This is a genomic window from Cytobacillus sp. T106, assembly GCF_040492155.1.
GTDB classification, from domain to species: domain Bacteria; phylum Bacillota; class Bacilli; order Bacillales; family Cytobacillaceae; genus Bacillus_AB; species Bacillus_AB infantis.
This window is the reverse complement of record NZ_JBEUMK010000001.1, coordinates 570215-593614: the sequence shown is the minus strand read 5'-3', so window position 1 is coordinate 593614 and position 23400 is coordinate 570215. Positions and strand designations below refer to the sequence as shown.

Here is a 23400-nt window from a genome sequence, read left to right as displayed (position 1 = left end):
TTTTCTTTATTTAAGCACCAAACTGGCGTACAAGCTCTTTCACATAAGAGAGGAAGTTCGCCTTCACTTTTTCAGTCGTTTCAATTACTTCTTCATGGTTTAAAGGCTGATCCAGTATGCCTGCTGCCATATTGGAAATGCAGGAAATACCCAGTACTTTCAGGCCTGCATGCCTGGCCACGATTACCTCAGGTACCGTCGACATGCCGACTGCGTCACCGCCCATAGTGCGGAGCATCCTCACTTCTGCAGGCGTTTCATATGTAGGGCCGGTATTGCCAACATATACACCTTCCTGGATGCTGATATTCAGCTTGCCTGCAATCTCTCTTGCCTGCTGGCGCAGATCCCTGGAGTATGCTTCCGACATATCAGGAAAACGGACGCCAAGCTTGGAGTCATTAGGTCCAATCAGAGGATTGCTTCCCATATTGTTGATATGGTCCGAGATAAGCATTAAATCTCCTGGTGCAAAGCTTTCATTAACACCGCCGGCAGCGTTTGTCACGATCAGGATTTCCACTCCGAGCTCCTTCATGACTCTTACAGGGAAAGTGACCTTGTCGAAGCTGTAGCCTTCATAATAGTGGAAGCGCCCTTGCATAGCCACAGCCTGTACACCGTTCAGAAGGCCGAATACAAGCTGGCCTGCATGCCCTTCAACTGTTGAAACAGGGAAATCAGGAATTTCATTATAAGGTATTTTCACTGGCTGTTCGATTTCATCTGCCAGAACGCCGAGCCCGGAGCCAAGAATCAAACCGATTTTAGGCGTTTCTCCATACTTTTCTTTTAAAAATTGTGCTGCATTTTGAATTTTTCCGTAGTCCATTTTATAATCCCCTTTTTATCAGACAGTACTGAGCGGATAACCGGTGGCAGCCATTGCCTGCCAATCTCCTTCTATGGCTCAGCTTGTCAGTTGTTTAAAATATGACCCGGGCTTACAATTCACCCAGAAAGCTTTTTCCGAATTTTGGCGCGGCCACAGCAAAGTTTTCCGCTACAGTAGCGCCGATATCGGCGAATGTCTGCCTGATTGGCAGCTCTTTTCCGACCGCCATGCCCTTAGAATACGCCAATAATGGGACATATTCACGTGTATGGTCTGTCCCGGGATGTACCGGGTCATTCCCGTGGTCAGCCGTAATGATGAGCAGATCATCTTCCTTCAGCTTATCAAACACTTCCGGAAGGCGGGCATCATATTCTTCCAGCGCTTTCCCGTAGCCCTCCGGGTCCCGTCTATGTCCGAAAAGGGCATCAAAGTCCACAAGATTCAAGAAGCTCAAGCCTGTGAAATCCATATCCATCGTTTCGAGGAGCTTATCCATCCCGTCCATGTTAGAGACAGTGCGCAGTGACTTTGTCACACCTTCGCCGTCATAGATGTCGGAAATCTTTCCGATGGCCAGTACATCCAGTCCGCCGTCCTTCAGCTCATTCATGACCGTCCTGTCAAATGGCTTCAGGGCATAATCATGCCTGTTCGCTGTCCGCTTGAATGCACCAGGCTGTCCGATGAAAGGACGTGCTATCACTCTTCCAACCATGTATTTCTCATCAAGTGTCAGTTCCCTGGCGATTTTACAGATCGTGTACAGCTCATCAATCGGCACAATCTCTTCATGGGCTGCAATCTGAAGGACCGAGTCAGCCGAGGTATACACAATCAGGGCTCCTGTCTTCATATGCTCTTCCCCAAGCTCATCAAGGATCTCAGTGCCGCTTGCCGGCTTGTTCCCGATGATCTTTCTGCCTGTGCGGGCTTCAAGCTCTGACAAAAGCTCATCCGGGAAGCCGTCCGGGAATACCCTGAACGGTGTCTCGATATTCAGCCCCATGATCTCCCAATGCCCTGTCATGGTGTCTTTTCCGTTTGATGCTTCCTGCATCTTTGTATAAGAAGCGAGCGGCTTCTCTGCTTTTTCAATACCTTTGATTTCTTTGATATTGCTGAGGCCCAGCCGGCCCATGTTCGGCATGTTCAGCCCGTTCATCCTTTCAGCGATATGGCCAAGCGTATCAGATCCCTTGTCGCCGAAGCGCTCAGCATCCGCTGCCTCGCCAATTCCCACCGAATCCATAACAATTAGAAAGATTCTTTTATATGTATGCGAATTCATGTGCTCTCCTCCTAAACATGTACACGTTTTCAATTTATTTTACAAATATATGTTACCCTTTTTCAAAAGTATTAACCTGCGAGAGGTTTAGAATCGTCAGAAGTCTGACATCTATATTCTACAAAACAAATAACCTAAAAAACAAGAAAAAACTGCTTTATATTCAGCAGTTTTATCAGATTTATTTTTTTGCAGATTTATAAACTCCAGTTTTATCAGGCACGGGGATGAAATTTTGAATATACATCCTTCAGCCTTATTTTCGTGACATGGGTATATATCTGGGTTGTTGATATATCCGCATGACCGAGCATCTCCTGTACTGCCCGCAAATCTGCTCCATTTTCCAGCAGATGGGTGGCAAAAGAATGCCTTAGAGTATGAGGGGTAAGCTCTTTTTCAATGCCCGCATCGCCTGCAAGCTTTTTCAGTATTTTCCAGAATCCCTGGCGGGTCAGCTGCCTTCCATGATGGTTCAGGAATAATGTATCATCTCTGCGGCTTTTCGAAACAAAATTCGGCCTTCCATGCAGAAGATATCTTTCAATTGCTTCTGAAGCTGTTTTCCCAATCGGAATGATTCTTTCTTTATTTCCTTTCCCGATGCAGCGGATAAAGCCCATTGTCAGATGGACATCGCCTATCTGCAGTCCGATCAGTTCACTGACCCTGATTCCTGTTGCATACAGGAGCTCAAGCATCGCTTTGTCGCGGAGGCTGTAATGGCTCGAGTCTGAGGGCGATTCCAGGAGGGTTTCCACTTCTGCCATGCTCAGGACCTTTGGAAGGCTTCTTTCCTGCTGCGGCGACTCAATATGTACAGATGGATCATTTTCGCATGCCTTCTCCCTGAGCAGGAACTGATGGAAGGCACGGATGGAAGCAATATGCCTGGCAAGGGTCTTGGCAGATTTCCCCTGTTCCTTCAGCTTTTTCAGGAACTGGACGATATGGACCCTTTGGACTTCATTCAAACTGGCAAGCCCTTCGCTTTTCACAATGAATTTAAGATAATTTTTCAAATCCCGTTCATAAGAGACAATTGTATTGTTGGCAAGTCCCTTTTCAATCAATAAAAAGTGAACAAAATCTTTCAGCCTGTCTTCCATTTATGCATTACTCCCCATTGTGGTAAAACAGAATCAGTCTGTCAAACCAGTCGGTTTCATCAGAAACTGCATCACCAGATACCCTGACGGCGCTGCCTTCCGGCTCATCATAACGGTGATAGCTCTGATATTCTTCATTTAACCATAAAAGCCCATAATAAAAAAGGATTGTACATCCCGTAAACAGGACAAATACCTTCAATGTTTTAAACGTCATAATCATCCAGGATCTCATCATTCTTCCTCCAGCTGCATTCTATAATAAAAGATATGCCAAGCTGGACAAGATTTATACCTTCCCGGCTAAAGCTTTTGGCATTTCCGGCTTTTTTTCGGAGAATAATAAAAACCTTTTCCGGTTTAAAGAAAAGGTTCCAGTCAATCAGCCTCATCGGCGCTTTCTTCTTTATCCTGGCAGCGGTAGCAGATGCCATGAAATGTCAGGCGGTGATCTTTGATCTTAAAGTTCCAGTCACGCTCAACTATCGCTTCGACATCCTCCAGAAGGTCATCCTGGATCTCATCTACTGCCCCGCATTCTATGCATACTAAATGGTGGTGGAAATGGGCGGCGCCTTCCTGCCTCAGGTCATAGCGGGAAACTCCATCACCAAAATTGATTTTATCGACAATTTTCAGTTCCGTTAACAGCTCCAGTGTGCGATAAACGGTCGCCAGTCCTATCTCAGGCGACTTCTCTTTGACAAGGAGGTATACATCTTCCGCGCTCAGATGATCTTCTTCATTCTCCAGCAGCACACGGACTGTTGCTTCACGCTGCGGTGTTAATTTATAGCTTGACGAATGCAGCTGTTTTTTAATTCTATCTATTCTGGTCTCCATCCCGTAAAGTCCCTCCCTCGCACTGTCAGTTCTCATTATAACAGATAGGGAGATGTTTTCAAAATAAAATCATTATAAATAAGAAGATACAATTATTATAATAAAATATATTCATTCTTATATTATAATCACTATAAAATAAGCAATCAAGGCTTTATACTGCTGACAACCGATTTCATCAAAGCCGGGGAAAGATAGGCTTCTATGCCGGCAGCCACTGATAATAATAGAACTGCCGCGCAGAACACAGCCAGGTACCTTCCAAACATCGGCACGACCGGCTGGCCGAGATTTTTCATAAATTGCCTCCTGATCATCTTTAAAGACAGAGCCACTGTCATCGCTGCGGTGATGATAAAGATCGGAATGATGATGATATTCTGCGGCATAACTGATACAAAGGAAAGCAGGAACCCATCCCAGCCCATCCTGTTTACAAGAAAGCCGACTGTAAATCCGACAACCATACCCTTCATAAATAACAGCACGAGGATGACCGGCAGGCCGATGATGGAAATGCCGAGAAGCCACATCAGTCCAATGAACTTGCTGTTATGGAACAGGCTCTGGATAAAAAGATCATGTGACTCAGCTACAGTGCCGGCCGATACCTGTCCAAAAAATTGCGACAGATAGTAATATAAATCTTCCTTTTGATTGAAGCTCAGGCTGTTCACCACTACGGCACCGAAAATGACCCCCATCAGAAACAGGACGATGACGAATAAGTAGATCGAGGAATGCTCGCGAAAATGATTGGCTGCAAAGTTCTGGTACATACGTTTTTTCATTGCTCTTCCTCCTGTATAATCTATTACTACATCCTATGCAGGGAAGAACAGTCTATGACAGGATTCTATCATTTTGCCATTATTTTAAAAATATATTGCCAGTCTTTGTGCCACCCGATATAATCGGAACAATCACAAAGGAGGAGTGGAAAATGAATCCAATTTTAATCGACTTTCCTGAAATCATTGCAGAGACAGAAAGATTGTATATCCGGCCTTGCCTGCCAGGCGATGGCAAAGATGTGTATGATGCTGTCATAGCATCAAAGGATGAGCTGAAAAAATGGCTGCCTTTCGCTGCCAAGGAACAGTCCCTCGAAGAAACAGAAGCAGGCATCCGCCGGTCATATGCCCAATTTTGGCTGAGGGAAGATATCCGCCTCCATATATACCGCAAAGAAGACGGCCAATTCATCGGATCGACCGGGCTGCACCGCATCGACTGGGAGGCCCGCAGGTTTGAAATCGGCTATTGGTGCGATTCGCGCCATCATAAGAAAGGTTATATCTCAGAAGCGGTCGAAGCTCTTATTGAGTTTACATTCAGCAGCCTGTCTGCCAATAGAATTGAGATCCGGTGCGATCCGGAGAACACAGCCAGCAGAAAAATCCCCGAGAGGCTCGGCTTTACGCTGGAAGCTACCTTAAGAAAAAATACCCTCTGCGCCAGCGGTGATGTGCTGCGGGACACTTGTATTTTTGCAAAGTTAAAAGAATAGAAAAAACCGGATCCGCTCTCTGGATCCGGTATTTCGTTAGATATTTACAGTTATAGCCCGGCTCCTGTGTTCGTCCCCTTCAGCTGCTATTCCTGCTCAACTTTTCCGTACTTCCCTCCGCCGCCTGCTTTCAAGCTAAGCCGGCCGCTCCTCGCTTTGACGATCAGCATAGCAAGCTTATCTGGAATGACCTCTTCCAGTGCCTCCTTCGGCACTCTGTGGAGTATGTCCATTTCAGTCCCAAAATGGTCCAGCAGCCTTTCCAGTATCTTTGGGCCGAGGCCGGGAATGAATTCGAGCGGCACTTGATGGACATATGGCGGCCTGTCTGCCGGTGCACTCCCAGCTGTCTTAAGCTCCATAATCCGATCGGCCACTCCCTTCACCTGCTTTATGCTTCCGCACTTCCGGCAGCCATTATGACCGGAAGCGAGGGGGGAATGGCAGTCCAGACAAACTGTCTGATGATATTTCCCCAGCTGCGGGTCCAGTCCGTAATTGGCGGAAATCCTTCTCCCTCCCTCTCTTTTCAAGGCTAAATGAAACTCATTGAATGAAGGCCCGGCCATTTCAATCTGCTGATATTCCCTGGCTATTTTTCCGAGAGAGTGAGCATCTGAATTTGTAAGAAAAGGGTACTGGTGCAGCTCATGAATCATATCAGCCATTTCTGTATCCGAACTCAGGCCCAGCTCGATCCCATCGATAAGATCTTTATCGAAGACCTCTTCAAGCGACCGGTCGACACCTTTTCCATACATGCTCTTGAAAGGCGTAAAGACATGGGCCGGAATGAATAATCCGCCAAGCGCTTTTACCTGTGACTGCAGCTCTTTTCCTGATGCATAGATACGCTGTGAGCTTAAATGGATATTTTTAAGGCGGCCTTTCAGCCACAAAGAGAATTCCTTCATCACATCAAGGTTTGGAAAATAGCAGAGAACGTGGATGGGGCCCTTGCAGCTTTCATCATAGATTTCAAGCTCTGATCCTGGAATGATTGCGAGGCCGCCGTACAGCAGACCTCCTTCAGGCGATTGCACAAGCTCGCCCGTGGCCATCAGTTCTTCCATCTCGTCAATTACCTCTGGTGAATGGCAGTCAATAATCCCGATCATATCCAGGCCTTTACTGTCCCTTGCATGCTCGATGATATTGGAAAACACAAGTGATCTGGCCCCCGTTATTTTAACGGCGCGCCCTGACTTTGTCCGGCCGATATGGATGTGCATATCGGCATAATAAGTTTGAAGCATCATCTGTTCTTCAGCTGTTCGATCTGGAGATACTGGACAGCATAGACTGTTTTGGCATCATGGATTTTTTGCTCTTCTATATAAGCCTGCGCCTCTTCAAGAGTAAGCTCAATAACATCGACGAATTCATCCTCATCCGGAATGGCGGGATTTTCTATTTTTCTCAGTTTTCTGGCAGCATATATATGGAGAATCTCATCAGCGAATCCGGGTGAAGTATAAAAGGAAACGAGCTTTTCGATTTCTCCGCAAACATAGCCTGTCTCTTCTTCCAGCTCTCTTTTTGCACAAAGCTCCGGATCCTCGCCTTTTTCAAGCTTGCCTGCCGGAATTTCCACAATTGCCTTTTCAAGAGGTTTTCTGAACTGCTCTACCATCACGATTTTGTTGTCATCTGTAAGGGGAATGACAGCAACCGCTCCAGGATGCTTGACAATTTCCCGTTTTGAGTTTTTTCCGTTCGGCAGCTCCACATCGTCCACCTGAAGGGAGATGACCTTCCCGTTAAAAATCTGCTCTGTTTTTATCGTTTTTTCTTCTAAAGGATGCTTCACTGTTCTATCACTCCAGTTCTAATCCGATTATCTGCTCATACATTTTATCATACTTTATTTGGGGGAGTATGAATTGAAAATCCGCGTCCACTCTAAAGGCGTCATCCTTGCAGGCAAGGCATGGGAGATTCGTGAAAAATTGAGAGAGTACACAGTGAAACATACGCTGATCAAGGAATGGATCGATTCGGCAGAGGCAGCTGCCACCCCGGAAAAAGTCCGGCTCCGGAGGATAAAATAGTCTCTTATATTTGTGGCCATGCCCTTCTTTTAGATACAATGGACTCATCATAAGTTCGAGGTGAAAATATGAAAAAGAGAGAGCTTGAAAAGACAGGACTATATGTAAGCGAGCTGGGACTTGGCTGCATGTCCCTTGGAACAGATGCCCTTGAAGGAAGGAAGATCATCGAGGCAGCTTTGGAAGAAGGAATCAATTATTTTGATACCGCCGATCTATACGATTTCGGGGAAAATGAAAAGATTGTCGGCGAAGCACTCAAGGAAGTGCGCGAAAACGTCATTATTGCTACAAAAGCAGGCAACCGCTGGAATGAAGCAAAGGACGGCTGGAGCTGGGATCCTTCTAAGGCTTATATTAAAGAAGCGGTCAAGGGAAGCCTGAAGCGGCTGGGAACAGATTATATCGATTTGTATCAGCTTCACGGCGGAACCCTTGATGATCCGATAGATGAAACAATTGAAGCATTTGAAGAACTGAAGGAAGAGGGCTTTATCCGCCACTATGGAATCTCCTCCATCAGGCCGAATGTGATCCGGGAATACGTGAAAAGGTCCAATATCGCTTCTGTCATGATGCAATACAGCATCCTTGACCGCCGCCCGGAGGAGACAGCCCTTCCGCTTCTTAAAGAGAAAGCTATCAGCGCCGTGGTCCGCGGCCCTCTCGCCAAGGGGATGCTGAGCGATAAGATGCTCGGGAAAGCCCCAGGTTCTGTAAAGGAAAACGGTTATCTTGATTACAGCTACAAAGAGCTGGAAGACATTCTCCGCCACCTGAAAGAAGCTTCCGGCAATCGTTCGATGACAGAATTGGCCTTCCAATATGTCCTTTCCAGCCCTGCAGTCGCTTCTGTGGCTGCCGGCGCCAGCTCGGCCGCACAGGTCAGGGAGAATGCTAGGGCCGCGGCAGCTGGCCCTTTATCGGCTGAAGAACTGGCGGCCATCCAGTCTATCAGCCTGGCAAATCAATATGGACAGCACAGATAGGCCCTGGCGATTCCCGAGTAACGAAGAAAAGGAACAGGATCAAGTTAGATCCTGTTCCTTTCCTTCATTCTGCAGGTGCCAATCCAGCGCCTTTTCATCAAGCAGCTTCACCACCGGATCCTTTTCCTTTATATAGGACTCAATATCATAAGGGTATTTCCGGGCGGCTACCAGCTTTGTCCTGCTGTATAAATCGGCTTCCTCCGGATGCTTCCGCAAATAATCCCGGAACAGCAGATGGCGGCCGATTTCAGGGTGCCCCTTTGGATAGCCGTGCAAATGGACCAGCCTTTCACCTGCTTCGGTAAATCTCACAAAATACCTCCGGCCGGGGATGCCGTTTTCTCCTTTTGCTGTATAGCCCCACCCCTGCAGTTTGGGTGCTGCCTCATCAAAGATGCCGGCATTGTCCGCTTCGGCCAGGATATCGATGATCGGCTTGGCGCTCATGCCGGGAATGGAGGTGCTTCCGATATGGTGTATGGGAGCTGATTCTCCAAAGACAGCGGCAAGGAGCTGTTTTTCCTCCTGAAAAGAATCGGCCCAGCTCCCGCTGTACGGCTGGACATCCACCTTCCTTGGCCGGGTTTCCATCATTTATACTCTTTCCAATTTAGATCGCTATCCTGGAGAAGCTCTTCAAAGCTCTTATTCTTCTCTCTTAAACGCCGTTCCTCTATCTTTCTTTTTTCCTCTTCCTCAGCCTTCTTCAATTCCTCATCCTTCAGCTGCTTCTTTGCTGCCTTCAGCTGATCCATCAGGTCCTGATTGAGCATATCCCCCAGTGTAACCGGCTTGTCGTCTTTTTTCTGCTGTGCTGTTTGGCGTTTTTTCTTCATGTTCTATCCCTCTTTTTGCGTATTTACAGGATATTATAGCATACAAGGAGCAGTGCCGAATTCTTCCCTGCTCACGTAAGGATCAGCTGATAAATTCGAGGAACTCGATTCTGTTCCCGAACGGATCTTCTGTAAAGAAGCGGTTTCTTCCATCAATCGGCGGCTCCTCCTTGATCACTGTGCCTGCCTCCTCCAGCCTGCTCCGCAGTCCCGCGAGATCTTCAACCACAAATCCAGGATGGGCCTTCCTGGCCGGAAGGAAATCTTCCTGGATGCCGATGTGCACCTCCTGGCTGCCGCAGAGGAACCAGCAGCCGCCCCTCTTTTGCAGATTTCCAGGCTTGGGGATTTCCTCAAGCCCCAACAGCTTTCCGTAAAATTCCCTGGCCTGCTCTTCTGTCCCTTTTGGAGCTGCCAGCTGAATATGATCGATCCCTTTAAAAGTAATTCCCATTTAAATTCCCCTCTCTATACAGAAGAAAGGTACAGCCGCAGAGGCTGCACCCAACTTTCATTAAAATGCCTCTGTTAAGACCGAGTCGTCCACCTGCAGTTCCGGCCCGGTCGAGCTGACCACCTCTTCAACCGTAAAGCCTTTCGCCACCTCAATCAGCTTCAGCCCCCCGGCTGTTACATCAATAACAGCCCGCTCGGTGATGATGCGGTCCACGACCCCTTTGCCAGTCAGCGGGAGGGAGCAGGACTTGAGGATCTTGCTTTCCCCGTTTTTATTTGTATGCTCCATGATGACGATGATCTTTTGCGCCCCATGGACAAGATCCATCGCACCGCCCATGCCTTTGATCATTTTGCCGGGGATCATCCAATTGGCCAGGTCCCCTTCCTCGGAAACCTCCATTCCCCCCAGAATGGCGACATTGACATGCCCGCCCCGGATCATCGCAAAAGATTCAGCACTGTCAAAATAGGCTGCACCCGGTATGGCCGTCACGGTTTCTTTTCCGGCATTGATCAGGTCGGCATCCACATCTTCCTTATCCGGATAGGGGCCGATCCCAAGAAGTCCGTTCTCGGATTGAAGGACCACTTCCTTGTTGCCGGAAATATAATTAGCCACAAGTGTCGGCATGCCTATGCCGAGGTTTACATAAAATCCGTCTTCAATTTCTTTCTCTGCCCGTCTGGCAATTTTCTCGCGCACGGCACCTTTATCGCTGCTCATATCTTCTGCTCCTTTCTCTCGTTAATTATGATTTGACAGTCAGCCGCTCAATCCGTTTTTCCTGGCTGCCTTTAATAAGGCTTTGCACATAAATGCTCGGCGTGTGGATGTTTTCCGGCTCAAGCCCGCCAGTCTCTACAAGGTTCTCCACTTCCGCTATGGTTGTTTTCCCTGCGGCTGCGATCATTGGATTGAAATTCCTCGCCGTTTTCCGGTATACGAGATTTCCCATACGATCCCCTTTCCAGGCCCGGACAAGGCTGAAGTCTGCGGCAAGCGCCTCTTCAAGCAAATATTCCTTTCCGTTGAAAATCCTGGTCTCTTTTCCTTCGGCAATCGGGGTTCCTACTCCGGCAGGTGTATAAAATGCCGGAATGCCGGCTCCGCCGGCGCGGATTTTCTCAGCAAGCGTTCCCTGCGGCAGCAGTTCGACTTCAATTTCACCTGATAGTACCTGGCGCTCAAATTCCTTATTCTCACCTACATAAGATCCGACCATTTTTTTGATCTGCTTGTTTTTTAACAGAAGGCCAAGACCCCAATCGTCCACTCCGCAGTTGTTGGAGATAACGGTCAGATCCTTCACCCCTTTTTCCACGAGGGCAAGTATTAGATTCTCAGGAATGCCGCAAAGTCCGAAGCCGCCCACCATCAGTACCGCTCCGTCCTGGATGCCGGCAACTGCTTCCTGGAAGGATGTATGTATTTTTTTCATCGTTTCTCTCCTCTCATTTTTTTCTTTTTTTGCTGTTCTTCCCCTCAGTGCAGGCGGGACTAGGCAAGCTCAACCACTGTCGCTACTCCCTGGCCGCCGCCAATGCATAGTGCTGCCAGCCCTTTCTCTGCATTCCGCTTTTTCATTTCATGCAGGAGCGTGACAAGGACCCTTGCACCGCTGGCGCCAATCGGGTGGCCAAGCGCAATTGCCCCGCCGTTTACGTTCAATATTTCATTGTTGAAGCCGAGCTCTTTTCCTACTGCAAGCGATTGAGCGGCAAAGGCCTCATTTGCCTCGATCAAATCCAGTTCTTCCATTGAAACTCCTGCCTTCTCCAACACCTTCTTGACCGCCGGCACCGGTCCGATTCCCATGATGCTCGGATCTACGCCGGCACTTGCGTTCGCTTTGATGACAGCAATCGGCTGGACCCCGAGCTCCTCCGCCTTTGCCCTGCTCATCACAACAAGGGCGGCTGCACCGTCATTAATGCCCGATGCATTGCCGGCAGTAACTGAGCCATCCTTTTTGAAGGCCGGCCTCAAGCCGGCAAGCTTTTCGGCTGTCGTCCCTTTTTTCAAATATTCGTCGCTGTCAAAGATGACCGGATCCCCTTTGCGCTGAGGAATTTCGACAGGCACAATTTCATCCTTGAAACGCCCGGCCTCTTGTGCTTTCTGCGCTTTTTCCTGGCTCCATGCTGCAAATGTGTCCTGCTCTTCCCTGCTGAGGCCATACTGCGAGCAGAGGTTTTCCGCTGTCATGCCCATATGGTAGTCATTGAATGCACACCACAGCCCGTCAGAGACCATGCTGTCCACCAGCTTCTGATCGCCCATCTTAAACCCTTCGCGGGCGCCTTTTAGCAGGTAAGGGGCCTGGCTCATATTTTCCATGCCGCCCGCAACGACGACTTCTGCATCCCCTGCCATAATCGCCTGATAGGCAAGATGCACTGCCTTCAAGCCGGAGCCGCAGACTTTATTGATCGTCATAGAGGAAACGCTTTCAGGAATCCCCGCCAAAATAGCTGCCTGCCTTGCCGGATTCTGGCCCAGCCCCGCCTGCAGCACGTTTCCCATGATAACTTCATCCACCTGTTCTGCCTCAAGCCCTGCCTTTTCCAATGCACCCTTTATGGCAGCGGCCCCAAGCGCCGGAGCTGAAACTCCCTTCAGGCTCCCGTTAAAGCTCCCGATCGCCGTCCTTACAGCACTCGCTATTACGATGTCTGTCTGCTTCAAGCTATTCACCCTTTCTAACTGCAATATGTATTAGTTCGAGCCAAAAATGAGAAATTCCTTTTATTTTGTCAAAATTTCTATTATTCTTGCTTTTTATTTTTCTTTTCTCCTACAATATAAGAAAGCCCTTTCATTAATCTTGCAATCTACAAATAAAAATATGTTGTCAGGAGTGAAATCATGACCCTCTGCCTGCCAAAGAAAGCGACCATCATAGAAGTAGGCCCGCGCGACGGGCTCCAAAATGAAAAAACGTTCATTCCAACCCCTGTTAAAAAGGAATTCATATCCGCGCTGAAAAAAGCCGGCTTTGCCGAGATGGAGCTTACCTCCTTCGTCTCACCTAAATGGGTGCCGCAAATGGCGGATGCAGCTGAAATTGCCGCCAGCTCTATTGGATCAGGTGTGCGCGATTTTGTCCTTGCCCCCAACAGGAAGGGCATTGAACGCGCCTATATGACCGGCTGCCGCGCGATTGCTGTCTTCGTTGGGGTAAGCGACAGCTTCAACAAAAAAAATATCAACAAAACAACAGCGGAAAGCATGGAGGAAATCCTGCCGCTGGTCAGGGAATTGAAGGAAAAAGGCTACTTTGTACGCGCCTGCATCTCGACCAGCTTCTACTGCCCTTATGAAGGCAAAATAGAGGAAGACAGGACTGTGGAGCTTTGCCGCCAATTTACTCTCGCCGGGGCAGATGAGCTGAGTGTTGCCGATACGATCGGCATGGCTGCCCCTCATGAGGCATACTCCCTGTTCAGCAGGCTGAAGCACGAATTTCCGAATGTTTTGCTGACAGCGCATTTCCATGACACAAGGAAAATGGCTTTGACGAATATCTTTGCCGCTCTCCAGGCAGGGATCGACCGCTTCGACAGCTCTGCAGGCGGCCTTGGCGGCTGTCCGTTCGCTCCAGGTGCGGCAGGTAATGCGGCAACCGAGGATGTTGTGAATATGCTTGAACGGATGGGAATCAGCACTGGCATCAATTTGGACCTCCTTATGGATGCCATTGATATTGTACAGCCCCATCTCAGCCGGCCGATTGAAAGCGCGATTTACCAGCTGTATTTGGGAGAGGCATCCAGGGAACGAGCAGGTTCATAATCTGTTTTATCTGCATAACTTCCGCCTTTGTGAGCACTTTAAGAATTAATGCTAAATCAAAGGAGGAATTATCATGAGCCAGAAGCGGGACAAAGGGAACAGCCAGAAAGGCAAGCCTGCAAGCGATACTGTCAATCATACGATTACGGCTGAAGAGCTGGAAAAAGCCATTCACCCGGCAAGGGGCCAGAATTCTCCGCAATAGCCGTTCAGCAGCCGCGATTGCCGCGGCTGTTTTTCGTTCACAGAGCAGAATTTTTCTTTAGGAAGAAAACGATGATTTTCGGTCCGTTTTCATTTCGAAGAGCATCTGCTAATGGTAAAATAAAGAAAAACCTTATTTTGGAGGGATCGTCTTGAGAAAGGCATTCCGTTACCTTTTTTCACTCCTTGTCTTTTTAACCTCGATCGGTGTGTATTTTACCAATCGGATCATGTATATGAAGAAAAAGGATGACAGCTTTATCCTCAACAGGGAAACTGAAGCCGGAAGGGTAGATCCTCTTTCCTTCAGCAGCCTTGCAAAAAAGGAGGTTTTGATCCCATCCCCTTTTGGTTACTCCCTGAAGGCGGTTCTCGCAGAGCCGCACTCTTCGAACAAATATATTATCATCTGCCACGGAGTGACAGAAAATAAAACAAACAGCATTAAGTATATGAATCTGTTCCTCAACCGCGGATTCAACGCCCTCATCTATGACCACCGCCGGCATGGAGAATCCGGCGGCAAGACGACGAGTTATGGGCACTATGAAAAATTCGACCTTCAGGCCGTTGTCCAGTGGCTGAAAAAAGAGAAAGGCGATGACCTGCTCCTGGGGATCCACGGCGAATCGATGGGAGCGGCCACCATGCTGCTGTATGCCGGAATGCTGGAGGATGGAGCCGATTTTTATATAGCCGACTGTCCGTTCTCGGATTTCAGGGAGCAGCTTTCTTACCGGCTGAAAACAGAAATGAAGCTGCCGCCACAGCTGGTTCTTCCGGTGGCAGACATTTTCCTGCGCCTAAGGGAAAAATATTCTCTGAACGAAGTATCCCCCATCGCTGTCATCGACCAGATCAAAAAGCCGGTGCTGTTCATCCACAGCACGAAGGATGATTTTATCCTGCCCACCATGACAGAGGCCCTTTTCCTGCGCAAGCCCGGCCCGAAAAAACTGTTTCTTGCCATGAACGGGGTCCATGCCCAGTCCTTGAATGAAAACCGCAATGACTATGAGAAAGCCATCGACGAATTTCTTGAAGACTATATTTTTAAAAAGGGGCCGATGGCCGCCGGTTCTTAAACAGATAGGGAGGAGGCTTTTTGAAAGCCTCCTCCCTTTATGCTCCCGCAGCATAACAGCCGCCGTCACTATCTGTTTTTCTGCTGGCTGACGGCCTTCCCCTCGGCAGACAGGCCCCTCACGAGTTCGAACTCACCGGCCGCAAAATAAAAGCGCCCCTCTTCCGTCTCTATCAGCTTCGCCGGCTGGAATGAATCCTTCTTTCCCGCTTCCACTGCTGTTATGTCATTGTTCAGGATCCGCCCAAACACAATCGGCACTTTATGCTTCAGATTGCCTTCTGTGTCATACTGATAGAAGGTTTCCGGATAGACCGTCATATGATCGTTCTGCTTATACTCCCAATGGTTATGGCCCGCGTTCTTCCAGCCGGCCTTCTTGCTTTCCTGCAGATAGGCGGCGGCAACTGCCTGCACCTTTTCCGCCCCATTGTCCGCTTCCCGCTCCTGCTCTGTCAGATACAACACAACCGTGCCGCCCTTCACCTTTTCTTTATGTATCACCTTCTGGACATTGAAAGGCACTTCTGTACTCATCGTTTCCTCGAAGGTTTTAGGCTGGCATGCTGCAAGGAAGATGGCCGCCAGCATGATCCATAAGCTTGCCTTTTTCTTCATTCTCCCGCCCCCTTTAGCATCTCTTTTATCATTAAATGAAGGAACAGCCTGTAACATGCGCCAAGGTGTGCTATGGTTCTCTAGCCTTATTCGGCTTTTTTGAAACCTGAATTGATAAAAAATTCCATTTTGAGTTTTGAGCCGGAACAAAAGCGCAAGCGCCTTGATCACCTTAAGGAACGCAGACTAAGAACGCCACGTCCTGTGGCAACATCTGCATGACCAGCTTCCTGGGGGCCCCAAGACGAACCTCCCGGAAAGGCGTTCTTTGCCTTTTTGGGAGGTTCGGCTTATGACTTCGGCGCTGCTGCTGGACGTGGATCAAGAATTGAAAATTATCCACAAGTCTTCCAATTTATAAATTCTTCAACTACAAAAAAACAGACCGCATTGCGGCCTGCCTCAGGAAATCTTATTAATGAAGCTCATTCTCGGATTCAAGTATTGATTCGGGCTTTTCAGCTGAAAACAATTGGCTTGATCGGAATAATCGATTGTCATGCTTTCATCGAAAAAGACTTCTTTTGATTTTTCTATATAGATGCTGCCGGCTTCGGTGCTGATTTCCCTGTCGCCGGAATCCACTCCATCCACCAGCCATAAGGCGCTTACGCCGCTGACAACACAGCCGCAGCCTTCTGTATCATATTTTAATTTTAAATAGCCTTCTTTTCCGGCTGTTTTTTCTTTGAGTTTTTCCTGTGCTGTTCTAGTGACTGCAATTTTCATGGGAAAATCACCTGCTTTCGTTTCATAATCCCATTCTAGCATAAAGCAGGCATTCCACCTTTTCATGTGCTCAGCACTTCCGCCCTGCTGGACAAGCCGGCCCGCCGGTATGGGAATAACCCGGCAGGTGACAGCTCTGCCGGATCAAGGCTGGCTTTTCCCGGCATCTTCCGGACGGGGCTGGTCTTTCCGCTCCATTCCGCTGAGCGAATGGCGGTTAAACCTTCCTTTATCCGACCCTGCTCCCGGAGCAATATTGGACATGGGCAGCTGCTCAAGCTCTTTGCCTCTTGGCATAAGAAACACCTCCTGCCTTTAAGGTGCTCCCCCTGCGCAAATCCATTCTCTTTTCCTGCCGCTATTCCCCGGCGGCCCTGACATCGGCAACCGTGTTCAGCGGGATGCGGTGGACCTCGCCAAAATGGTCTATGACATGAAGCTTTTGGCCGATTTCATCCCAATAGTGGATGTTTCCGATTACGAGTTCATGACGGTGAGTGCGGAAGTGGGTGATGGCAACCGCCTGGCCGAACTCCATCGCTTCAGCAAGTGTCTCATTCATCTGTTCAAGCTGCTGCTCATCCAGTTCTTTCGGCTTTTCATAGGTGTCCTCTTTCGCCCAGTCCCGGAGCAGCTTTACATGCTCTGGGAGCATCATCGACGTCCATTTTATCCTTCCCCTGTCCCGGATCATATCTCTGCCTCCTTACATTTTATGGCCCCCGACCAGTGTAGCACGATGTTTGGCTGTCCCTGCCGCAGTATATGATATCGCCCGCAGCAGCGCACCGGATCCGAAACGGCGGCGGATGCTGTCGACGGTGTATCCGAGCTCCCTGCTTTTCCAGCTGTTCAGGTCAAAAAGGCTGAGCTGGAATTCATGGTCATCCACAATATTGCCAAGGGCCATTGAAATTTTCCTGACCGTCTTCCCAGAGTAATTTTCCTGAAAAAGTTCCAGGCAGACCCGGTAAATATCCATGGTGACATTGGTCGGCTGATCGATGGTGCGCGACCGGTAGAAGCCGCCTCCAAATTCATCCTGGCTGTATCCCACGCCAAAGCTGACTGTCCTTCCCGCCTTGCGGTGGTTTCTGGCCCTCCTTGCCAGCTCTTCGCACATTTCAAGGATCACCTGCTTGATCTCCCCTTCCTCCTTATAATCGCGCAGCAGGATCTGGCTTTTCCCAAAACTGATCTGCCCCTCCATGATCGGCGCGCCGATGTCGGAAAGATCAACGCCCCAGGCATGGTGGTAAAGCTGGTTCCCCATGATGCCGAATTTCTTTTCCAATGCTTCCAGATCATAGCGGGCCAGCTGCCCTACAGTGAAAATGCCCATCCCGTTCAGGGTCTTCTCCACCCTTCTTCCGATGCCCCACATGTCCCTCAGGGGCGAAACCTTCCAGAGCTTCTCCTTGACATCATCGTATGTCCATTCAGCAATCCCCTTCTGCTTCGCCTCAAGATCAAGGCACAGCTTGGAGAGCAGCATATTAGGGCCGATGCCGATGGCACAGGGCAGCTGGAACTCCCTTTCAATATCATCCTTGATTTTCTCGGCAATGGTATAAGCGCCTCCCCAAAGCTTTGCAGCTCCGTCAACTTTGATGAAGCTTTCATCCACACTGTAAGTATGGATGCTTTCCTTCGGGACATAGCGGTGGAATACACGTGTAATCTCGGTGGAAATTCTCAGATAGGTGGCCATTTTCGGTTCTACCACGATAATGCGGGGATCTTTCGGGATTTCAAAATAGCGGGTTCCGGTCTTGACGCCAAATTCTTTTTTCATCCGCGGGGAGGCGGCGAGGACAATGCTTCCTTTCCGTTTTTTATCACCTACTACAGCAAGATAGCATTCAAGCGGGTCGAGGCCCTCCATCACAGCGGAACAGCTTGCATAAAAGCTTTTCATATCCACACATAAAATTTGGTTGTTCGGCATCGTGCTGTAATCGATCATTTCTTTTCTCTCCCTTGGCGCTTGGCTGCATTCCTCTTAGGCCCAATTAGCTTACAGATTCAGATATCCAAAAAAGAACATCTGTTCTAATTCATTATACCCACTATATTAAGCGAATATGCGTTCGCATTCAATGGAAATTTTACGACGAATTTCTTGATTCCGGTTTGCCTGCCAGCAGATAAGCTGTTTTTCCATTGTTTCGCAGCCTGACGGCCCGGGCTTCCATTGGGGGAAAGATTGGCTATAATGGCAGGAGGGAGGAATCTCGATGGACAGAAAATTGATATACAAAATGGCGGCCGGCTGCCTTGGCCAGTACGGCTTTGACGGCAGCTTGATCAAGCCTGGCAGCAGGGAATTTGAAGAACTTTACAGGCGTATTGAGGAGAAGAAAAATGAAGATGCAGAAGCGGATTTGCACGAAATAGTCGAAGATGAGGTATATGGATTTGTCACCGGGTCTCCTTACTTTTAAGAACAGCAAGAATGAAAAACAAACAGGACCCTCTGCTGGAGGGCCCTGTTTGTTGGCGAAAGGCGGATTTTTGACTTTATTAGCAAGTTTTTCAGTTTATTAGCAAATTTTCCCGTTTATTAGCAACTTTCCGGTTTTATTAGCAACTCTGCAAAACTGGAGGCACTATTACAATTCCCTCCAAAAAAACCGCACTCATTTTTTATTGAATGCCCGCCGGCCGGCCTTTTCAAAAAGGCGCGGGAAAAGGGCATAAATGGTGCTTCCGGCATTCATCCAGCGCGGGAGATTGATTTCCCTCCGGCCCGTCAGCATGCTGTCCACCACTTTTTCTGCCACATAGCGCGGCTGCAGCATAAAACGCTGGACATTTTTCACATAGGTCCCTTTTTCATCTGCAATATTAAAGAAATTAGTGGCAATCGGGCCCGGGTTGACAGTCGTCACATGCACCCCGAAATCAGCAAGCTCCATCCGGAGGCTGTTCGAATAGCCCAAAACAGCGTGCTTCGTGGCAGAATATACGCTCGATTTTGGCGTAGCGATCTTTCCTGCCTGGGATGCGATGTTAATGATGTGCCCGCTATTCCTGCTTCTCATAGAAGGCAGGACCATGCTCGTTGCGGCCATCAGCCCGATGACATTAACATCGAACATCCCTTTTATTTCCTCGATCGGCGCTTCATGCGCTTCCCGGAATACCCCGAAGCCGGCATTGTTCACAAGCACATCGACATGTCCCCACTCACCCAGGATCCGGGCGAAAACGGCCTGGACCGCATCTGTATCCGAAACATCCAGCCGGTCTGTATTTACTTCAGCACCATAGCGGGTTCCAAGTGCACCGGCAATCTCCTCCAGCTTTTCCTGATTCCGCGCCAAAAGCCACAGCCTCGCTCCTCTTTCCGCGCAAAGGGCAGCCATTTCCGCTCCGATGCCTCCTGATGCCCCGGTGATGACAATATTCTTTTCTCTAAGACGTCCTGACAGCAAAAAACCACCTCATTCAGCAATTGTATAAAAGAAGGCGCCGTCTTCCTCCTTAATAACAATTTCTCCTAACGACTCCAAATAGTCAAGCTGGGCTACTGTCTCCGAGAGAGTCAGGGTGAATTCCCGTTCATAAACGGCAGGAAACAGCCTCTGGCATACTTGGAAGGCAGTAAGCGGCCCTTCCTCAAGCCATCCTTTAACCTGCATTGCCCGGTCATGCTGGCGGCCGAGCCTCTTTTCAATCAGCGGGGGAACTTCGCTCACTTCAGGTCCATGGCCCGAATAAACAAGGCTGATAGGAATCTCCAGCAGCTTTTTCAGTGACTCATTATATTGAAGCATCGGCCTTGGACGTTCTGTTTCTCCAGAAAGCGGAGGCTCGAGGAGAGGATTTGGAGAAATACTGGCAAGCAGATGGTCTCCCCCGATGTAAGTGCCATCCTTTTCGCGGTAAAGGCCTATATGGCTTTGTGCATGCCCCGGAGTTTCCACCACACTCCAGCCCGGCAGGCCTGGCGGTTCATCGCCTTCGCAGATCGAGCCGGTAAGAGAGCGGCTGCAGGAAAATCTAAGCGTTTTCTTCATCAGGGCAATGAACGGCAAATAAGCATCCGGAATGCCAAATTCGCGGAAAAGCCCCATGTAAAAGCGGTCATGCATATCAAAAAAGGCCTCTGTCCTGTTCAGCCAGCGTTCATTTGCAGAATGTCCGTAAACCTCGAGTTCAGGGGAAAAATAATCAAGCAGGCCGGCATGGTCGGGGTGGTGATGGGTGAGGATCACCTGTTCAATATCCTGCGGCTTCAGCTTCAGCTCCTTCAGCTGATGGTTCAGTGCTTCCCATGCTTCTTCTGTTTTGGGGCCGGCGTCCACCAAAGTCAGCCTGTCGCCTTTAATCAGGTAAACATTCACATCTCCAACCGGAAAAGGGGTGGGGATGACTAACTTCGCGATATCATTCTTCCATTCAGCCATTTTTCTTAACTCCTTGAAATTATATTTAAATAAAGTAATGGATATAAAAACACTGGCTTCTCCAGCAGCACCATCATTTCAGCGGAAAATAAACAGGGCTGCTGCCGGAAAAAACACAGAATCTATGTATACTTTGGAAAATTGGCAGACAGTATATACTGTAAGTTTAACTTTATTCAAAGGAATTGTCATTATTTTCACATAACTTTTCTTGAGTGGTTTAAAAAATCCTGATGAAAGCCTATTGACAGGTCCGCTCCTTTTCTTGCATAATCACAAAAACATCTTTTTTATAAAGAACGAAGCGTTGAATAGGGCCAGTAAATGGGAAATGGCGAAAGAGAGTGAAGCCCGCCGGCTGAAAGGCTTCACCGCCCGCTTGAACATTGAACCTACCTTATGAGCTGTCAGGAAAACCTGACGTCCCGTCCCGGCGTTAACGGGCGCTAAGCTGCATCAGACCTGAACAATGGCAGGCCTGGTGAATGAAGGTGGTACCACGGAAGCAAAGCCTTTCGTCCTTTACTGGACGGAGGGCTTTTTATTTTTAACGGACCAAAAACAGAAAGGATTTGATCACTATGAAAAAACTGGCGGTCATCGGGGCAGGATCCATGGCGGAAGCCCTGATTGCAGGAATGATAGAAAATGGGCTTGTGAAAGCTGAGCGTATTTATGTGACCAATAAAAGCAATGAGGGACGGCTTGAAAGAATGGCAGGCACTTATGGCGTACACGCCACCCACAGCATGGTGGAGGTGATGTCCGGAGCGGAAGCAGTCATCCTGGCCATGAAGCCAAAGGATGCGGCAGAAGCGATGGAGCGCCTTGTTCCTTATCTGAATGAAAGTATGCTGATTATTTCTGTCCTTGCAGGCGTGCCGATGGAGAGCATTGAAAGACTATCCCGCCTCAAGCCTGCCATCATAAGGGCTATGCCTAATACATCTGCAGCTGTCTGCAAATCGGCCACAGCCCTGGCGGCAAATCTTAAAGCCACCCAGGAACAGGCTGCACTCGCCAGGGAGATTTTCGAGACCGTCGGGACGGCGGTGTTTGTGGAGGAGGAACAGCTGGACGCAGTGACAGGCCTGTCGGGGAGCGGCCCTGCCTATATCTATTATTTGGCGGAAGCAATGGAGAAAAGTGCAGCCGAGGCCGGCCTCGATCAGCCTGTAGCAAAGGAGCTCATCATCCAGACACTGGCAGGCGCAGCGGCCATGCTAGCCCGATCTGATAAAGAGCCAGAAGAGCTGCGGAGGAATGTCACCAGCCCGGGAGGCACAACAGAGGCCGGTATCCGTGTGCTCGACAGCCATGGCGTCCAGGAAGCTTTCATGTTATGCATCAAAGAGGCGGCCCTGCAGTCAGGACGCCTTGGCAAAGCGATTACGGAAGAGCTGCGGCAGAAGAATAGCCAAAGTTGAACATCTCCTCCCCTTTCCTTAAAATGGAGCCAAATACAGGGAGGGAGTGAAAAAAATGCTGGCCATTCTTCTGGCACTCTGCATGATCATCTGGATATGCGCCATAGCTGATGCTTTTTTGGGACTGCGGAGGCTTGACCAGCTTGAAGAGGAAGAAGAGCTGGCTTCCGGCCCCCTTCTGTCAATTGTCACAGCAGCACGAAATGAAGCAGCCGTGATCGAAGAGAGCATCCGCACTCAGCTTTCACAAAATTACACACACCTCGAATGGATCCTTGTTAATGACCGGTCAGAGGATGGCACGGGGGAGATCATGGAAAGGCTGGCCCAGGAAGATGCAAGAATCAGGGTTCTTCATATCCATGACCTGCCTGATGGCTGGCTCGGGAAAAACCATGCCCTGTGCAGAGGAGCAGGAATGGCAAAGGGAGATATAATCCTCTTTACTGATGCCGACGTAATGTTCCGGAAAGATGCCATCGGCAGGGCACTTTCTTATTTCAGGCGCCAGGGCCTCGATCATCTTACAGCTGCCCCGGCTTTGAAAGCACACAGCTTCTGGCTCAAAGCGTTCATCGGCTTTTTCCTTTTCGGTTTTTCCTATTATAAACGCCCCTGGCAGGCCAACCGGCCGCAATCAAAAACGGGGATCGGGATCGGCGCATTCAACCTTATTTCCAAAAAAGCTTACGAAGATGCCGGCACACATGAATCCATCCGGATGAGGCCGGATGATGACCTGATGCTCGGTATGCTGATGAAGAGGCTCGGGTACAGGCAGAAAATCGCTGCAGCGCTGGAGCTGCTTGAAGTCGAATGGTATACAAGCCTGGGAGAAGCATTCAGGGGCCTTGAGAAAAATACATTCGCCGGCCTCCATTACCGGATCAGCATGGTGCTTTTGGCCATTGCCGGCACTTTCATTTCCCAGGTGGTTCCCTTCTTTGCCGTTTTTTCGCCGGATCGGCTTGTCATGGGGCTAAGTGCGGCAAACATCATTCTGCTGGGGGGCCTTTATACGATGATTTCAAACCGCATGACCCCCTTTTCCTCCGCCCTTTTTCTCGTTTTTCCGTTAACGGCGCTTCTTTTCATCTACAGCATCATGCGCTCAAGTTTCTTGACGTTTAAGAGGGGAGGCATCGTCTGGCGGGGTACAAAATACAGCCTGAAGGAGCTGCGCCGAAAAAATAAATAAGCGCGAGCG

Annotated in this window: 30 protein-coding genes; 9 read left to right on the top strand and 21 right to left on the bottom strand. The window is 49.0% G+C overall.

Features of this window, described 5'->3' with window-relative positions; translation table 11 throughout:
- Positions 1–10 precede the first annotated feature (10 nt).
- The 6 genes from ABU165_RS02960 to spoIIM form a co-directional block, all read right to left on the bottom strand.
- Positions 11–832, bottom strand: coding sequence for a purine-nucleoside phosphorylase (locus tag ABU165_RS02960; protein WP_009794756.1), 822 nt, complete (start codon positions 830–832; stop codon positions 11–13).
- Between the two features lie 112 nt (positions 833–944).
- On the bottom strand, positions 945–2126 hold the full coding sequence (gene deoB, locus ABU165_RS02955; protein WP_148949122.1) for a phosphopentomutase: 1182 nt from the start codon (positions 2124–2126) through the stop codon (positions 945–947).
- Between the two features lie 215 nt (positions 2127–2341).
- The gene (gene xerD, locus ABU165_RS02950) at positions 2342–3235 is read right to left on the bottom strand and encodes a site-specific tyrosine recombinase XerD (protein WP_318059513.1); all 894 of its coding nucleotides are present in this window, start codon (positions 3233–3235) and stop codon (positions 2342–2344) included.
- Between the two features lie 7 nt (positions 3236–3242).
- Positions 3243–3470 carry a YqzK family protein gene (locus ABU165_RS02945; RefSeq protein ID WP_022544160.1) on the bottom strand — a complete coding sequence of 76 codons (228 nt, stop codon included), beginning with the start codon at positions 3468–3470 and terminating at the stop codon, positions 3243–3245.
- 143 nt (positions 3471–3613) lie between these two features.
- Positions 3614–4078, bottom strand: a complete 465-nt coding sequence (fur, locus tag ABU165_RS02940) for a ferric iron uptake transcriptional regulator (RefSeq protein ID WP_022544161.1) — start codon at positions 4076–4078, stop codon at positions 3614–3616.
- 146 nt (positions 4079–4224) lie between these two features.
- On the bottom strand, positions 4225–4869 hold the full coding sequence (gene spoIIM / locus ABU165_RS02935) for a stage II sporulation protein M (protein WP_022544162.1): 645 nt from the start codon (positions 4867–4869) through the stop codon (positions 4225–4227).
- 152 nt (positions 4870–5021) lie between these two features.
- On the opposite strand from spoIIM, the gene ABU165_RS02930 reads away from it, so the two are divergent.
- A complete protein-coding gene (locus ABU165_RS02930; RefSeq protein ID WP_022544163.1) occupies positions 5022–5588 on the top strand; it encodes a GNAT family N-acetyltransferase in 567 nt (188 codons plus the stop codon).
- An 86-nt stretch (positions 5589–5674) separates the two neighbouring features.
- On the opposite strand, the gene ABU165_RS02925 is transcribed toward ABU165_RS02930, so the two are convergent.
- Both ABU165_RS02925 and ABU165_RS02920 read right to left on the bottom strand, forming a co-directional pair.
- Positions 5675–6847 (bottom strand): endonuclease Q family protein, encoded by a 1173-nt coding sequence (locus ABU165_RS02925; protein WP_148949120.1) that lies wholly within the window; start codon positions 6845–6847, stop codon positions 5675–5677.
- Positions 6844–7398 (bottom strand): NUDIX hydrolase, encoded by a 555-nt coding sequence (locus ABU165_RS02920; protein WP_101550229.1) that lies wholly within the window; start codon positions 7396–7398, stop codon positions 6844–6846. The genes ABU165_RS02925 and ABU165_RS02920 overlap by 4 nt, the downstream gene beginning before the upstream one ends.
- Positions 7399–7471: 73 nt before the next feature.
- On the opposite strand from ABU165_RS02920, the gene mciZ reads away from it, so the two are divergent.
- Together mciZ and ABU165_RS02910 are read left to right on the top strand one after the other, a co-directional pair.
- Entirely contained in the window at positions 7472–7639 is a 168-nt protein-coding gene (gene mciZ / locus ABU165_RS02915) for a Z-ring formation inhibitor MciZ (protein ID WP_022544165.1), read from the top strand.
- A gap of 68 nt (positions 7640–7707) precedes the next feature.
- Positions 7708–8628 (top strand): aldo/keto reductase, encoded by a 921-nt coding sequence (locus ABU165_RS02910; RefSeq protein WP_318059514.1) that lies wholly within the window; start codon positions 7708–7710, stop codon positions 8626–8628.
- A gap of 39 nt (positions 8629–8667) precedes the next feature.
- Here ABU165_RS02910 and ABU165_RS02905 read toward each other — a convergent pair whose 3' ends face one another.
- The 6 genes from ABU165_RS02905 to ABU165_RS02880 form a co-directional block, all read right to left on the bottom strand.
- Positions 8668–9225: a GrpB family protein gene (locus tag ABU165_RS02905; RefSeq protein WP_253617956.1), complete on the bottom strand. Its 558-nt coding sequence runs from the start codon at positions 9223–9225 to the stop codon at positions 8668–8670.
- Positions 9222–9467, bottom strand: coding sequence for a YqkE family protein (locus ABU165_RS02900; RefSeq protein WP_009794743.1), 246 nt, complete (start codon positions 9465–9467; stop codon positions 9222–9224). The genes ABU165_RS02905 and ABU165_RS02900 overlap by 4 nt, the downstream gene beginning before the upstream one ends.
- Before the next feature lie 82 nt (positions 9468–9549).
- Complete coding sequence (locus ABU165_RS02895; RefSeq protein ID WP_009794742.1) at positions 9550–9921, bottom strand: VOC family protein; 372 nt, start codon at positions 9919–9921, stop codon at positions 9550–9552.
- A 60-nt stretch (positions 9922–9981) separates the two neighbouring features.
- A complete protein-coding gene (locus ABU165_RS02890; protein WP_009794741.1) occupies positions 9982–10650 on the bottom strand; it encodes a 3-oxoacid CoA-transferase subunit B in 669 nt (222 codons plus the stop codon).
- Between the two features lie 25 nt (positions 10651–10675).
- The gene (locus ABU165_RS02885; RefSeq protein WP_101550234.1) at positions 10676–11365 is read right to left on the bottom strand and encodes a CoA transferase subunit A; all 690 of its coding nucleotides are present in this window, start codon (positions 11363–11365) and stop codon (positions 10676–10678) included.
- A 59-nt stretch (positions 11366–11424) separates the two neighbouring features.
- A complete protein-coding gene (locus ABU165_RS02880; protein WP_101550236.1) occupies positions 11425–12612 on the bottom strand; it encodes an acetyl-CoA C-acetyltransferase in 1188 nt (395 codons plus the stop codon).
- Positions 12613–12792: 180 nt separating this feature from the next.
- Between ABU165_RS02880 and ABU165_RS02875 the strand changes: the two genes are divergently transcribed.
- The 3 genes from ABU165_RS02875 to ABU165_RS02865 all read left to right on the top strand — a co-directional run bounded on the left by ABU165_RS02875 (position 12793) and on the right by ABU165_RS02865 (position 15008).
- The gene (locus tag ABU165_RS02875) at positions 12793–13719 is read left to right on the top strand and encodes a hydroxymethylglutaryl-CoA lyase (RefSeq protein WP_101550238.1); all 927 of its coding nucleotides are present in this window, start codon (positions 12793–12795) and stop codon (positions 13717–13719) included.
- 73 nt (positions 13720–13792) lie between these two features.
- On the top strand, positions 13793–13924 hold the full coding sequence (locus ABU165_RS02870; RefSeq protein WP_318059515.1) for a hypothetical protein: 132 nt from the start codon (positions 13793–13795) through the stop codon (positions 13922–13924).
- Positions 13925–14075: 151 nt separating this feature from the next.
- On the top strand, positions 14076–15008 hold the full coding sequence (locus ABU165_RS02865; protein WP_009794736.1) for an alpha/beta hydrolase: 933 nt from the start codon (positions 14076–14078) through the stop codon (positions 15006–15008).
- Positions 15009–15076: 68 nt separating this feature from the next.
- Here ABU165_RS02865 and ABU165_RS02860 read toward each other — a convergent pair whose 3' ends face one another.
- The 5 genes from ABU165_RS02860 to ABU165_RS02840 form a co-directional block, all read right to left on the bottom strand.
- Positions 15077–15625: a hypothetical protein gene (locus ABU165_RS02860; protein WP_318059516.1), complete on the bottom strand. Its 549-nt coding sequence runs from the start codon at positions 15623–15625 to the stop codon at positions 15077–15079.
- A gap of 402 nt (positions 15626–16027) precedes the next feature.
- Positions 16028–16354: an iron-sulfur cluster biosynthesis family protein gene (locus ABU165_RS02855; RefSeq protein ID WP_035403064.1), complete on the bottom strand. Its 327-nt coding sequence runs from the start codon at positions 16352–16354 to the stop codon at positions 16028–16030.
- A 144-nt stretch (positions 16355–16498) separates the two neighbouring features.
- Positions 16499–16651 carry a hypothetical protein gene (locus tag ABU165_RS02850; protein ID WP_165352519.1) on the bottom strand — a complete coding sequence of 51 codons (153 nt, stop codon included), beginning with the start codon at positions 16649–16651 and terminating at the stop codon, positions 16499–16501.
- A gap of 61 nt (positions 16652–16712) precedes the next feature.
- The gene (locus tag ABU165_RS02845; RefSeq protein ID WP_009794731.1) at positions 16713–17048 is read right to left on the bottom strand and encodes a YolD-like family protein; all 336 of its coding nucleotides are present in this window, start codon (positions 17046–17048) and stop codon (positions 16713–16715) included.
- A gap of 12 nt (positions 17049–17060) precedes the next feature.
- Positions 17061–18320: a Y-family DNA polymerase gene (locus ABU165_RS02840; RefSeq protein ID WP_318059517.1), complete on the bottom strand. Its 1260-nt coding sequence runs from the start codon at positions 18318–18320 to the stop codon at positions 17061–17063.
- Between the two features lie 271 nt (positions 18321–18591).
- Here ABU165_RS02840 and ABU165_RS02835 point away from each other — a divergent pair, with 271 nt between their 5' ends.
- Positions 18592–18798 carry a YqzH family protein gene (locus ABU165_RS02835; RefSeq protein ID WP_248137402.1) on the top strand — a complete coding sequence of 69 codons (207 nt, stop codon included), beginning with the start codon at positions 18592–18594 and terminating at the stop codon, positions 18796–18798.
- A 195-nt stretch (positions 18799–18993) separates the two neighbouring features.
- Here ABU165_RS02835 and ABU165_RS02830 read toward each other — a convergent pair whose 3' ends face one another.
- Together ABU165_RS02830 and ABU165_RS02825 are read right to left on the bottom strand one after the other, a co-directional pair.
- Positions 18994–19788 (bottom strand): SDR family NAD(P)-dependent oxidoreductase, encoded by a 795-nt coding sequence (locus ABU165_RS02830; RefSeq protein ID WP_396349954.1) that lies wholly within the window; start codon positions 19786–19788, stop codon positions 18994–18996.
- A gap of 12 nt (positions 19789–19800) precedes the next feature.
- Positions 19801–20766 carry an MBL fold metallo-hydrolase gene (locus tag ABU165_RS02825; RefSeq protein ID WP_009794726.1) on the bottom strand — a complete coding sequence of 322 codons (966 nt, stop codon included), beginning with the start codon at positions 20764–20766 and terminating at the stop codon, positions 19801–19803.
- Between the two features lie 581 nt (positions 20767–21347).
- Between ABU165_RS02825 and proC the strand changes: the two genes are divergently transcribed.
- The gene (gene proC / locus ABU165_RS02820; protein ID WP_094767108.1) at positions 21348–22193 is read left to right on the top strand and encodes a pyrroline-5-carboxylate reductase; all 846 of its coding nucleotides are present in this window, start codon (positions 21348–21350) and stop codon (positions 22191–22193) included.
- Between the two features lie 55 nt (positions 22194–22248).
- On the top strand, positions 22249–23391 hold the full coding sequence (locus ABU165_RS02815; protein ID WP_318059632.1) for a glycosyltransferase family 2 protein: 1143 nt from the start codon (positions 22249–22251) through the stop codon (positions 23389–23391).
- Positions 23392–23400 lie beyond the last annotated feature (9 nt).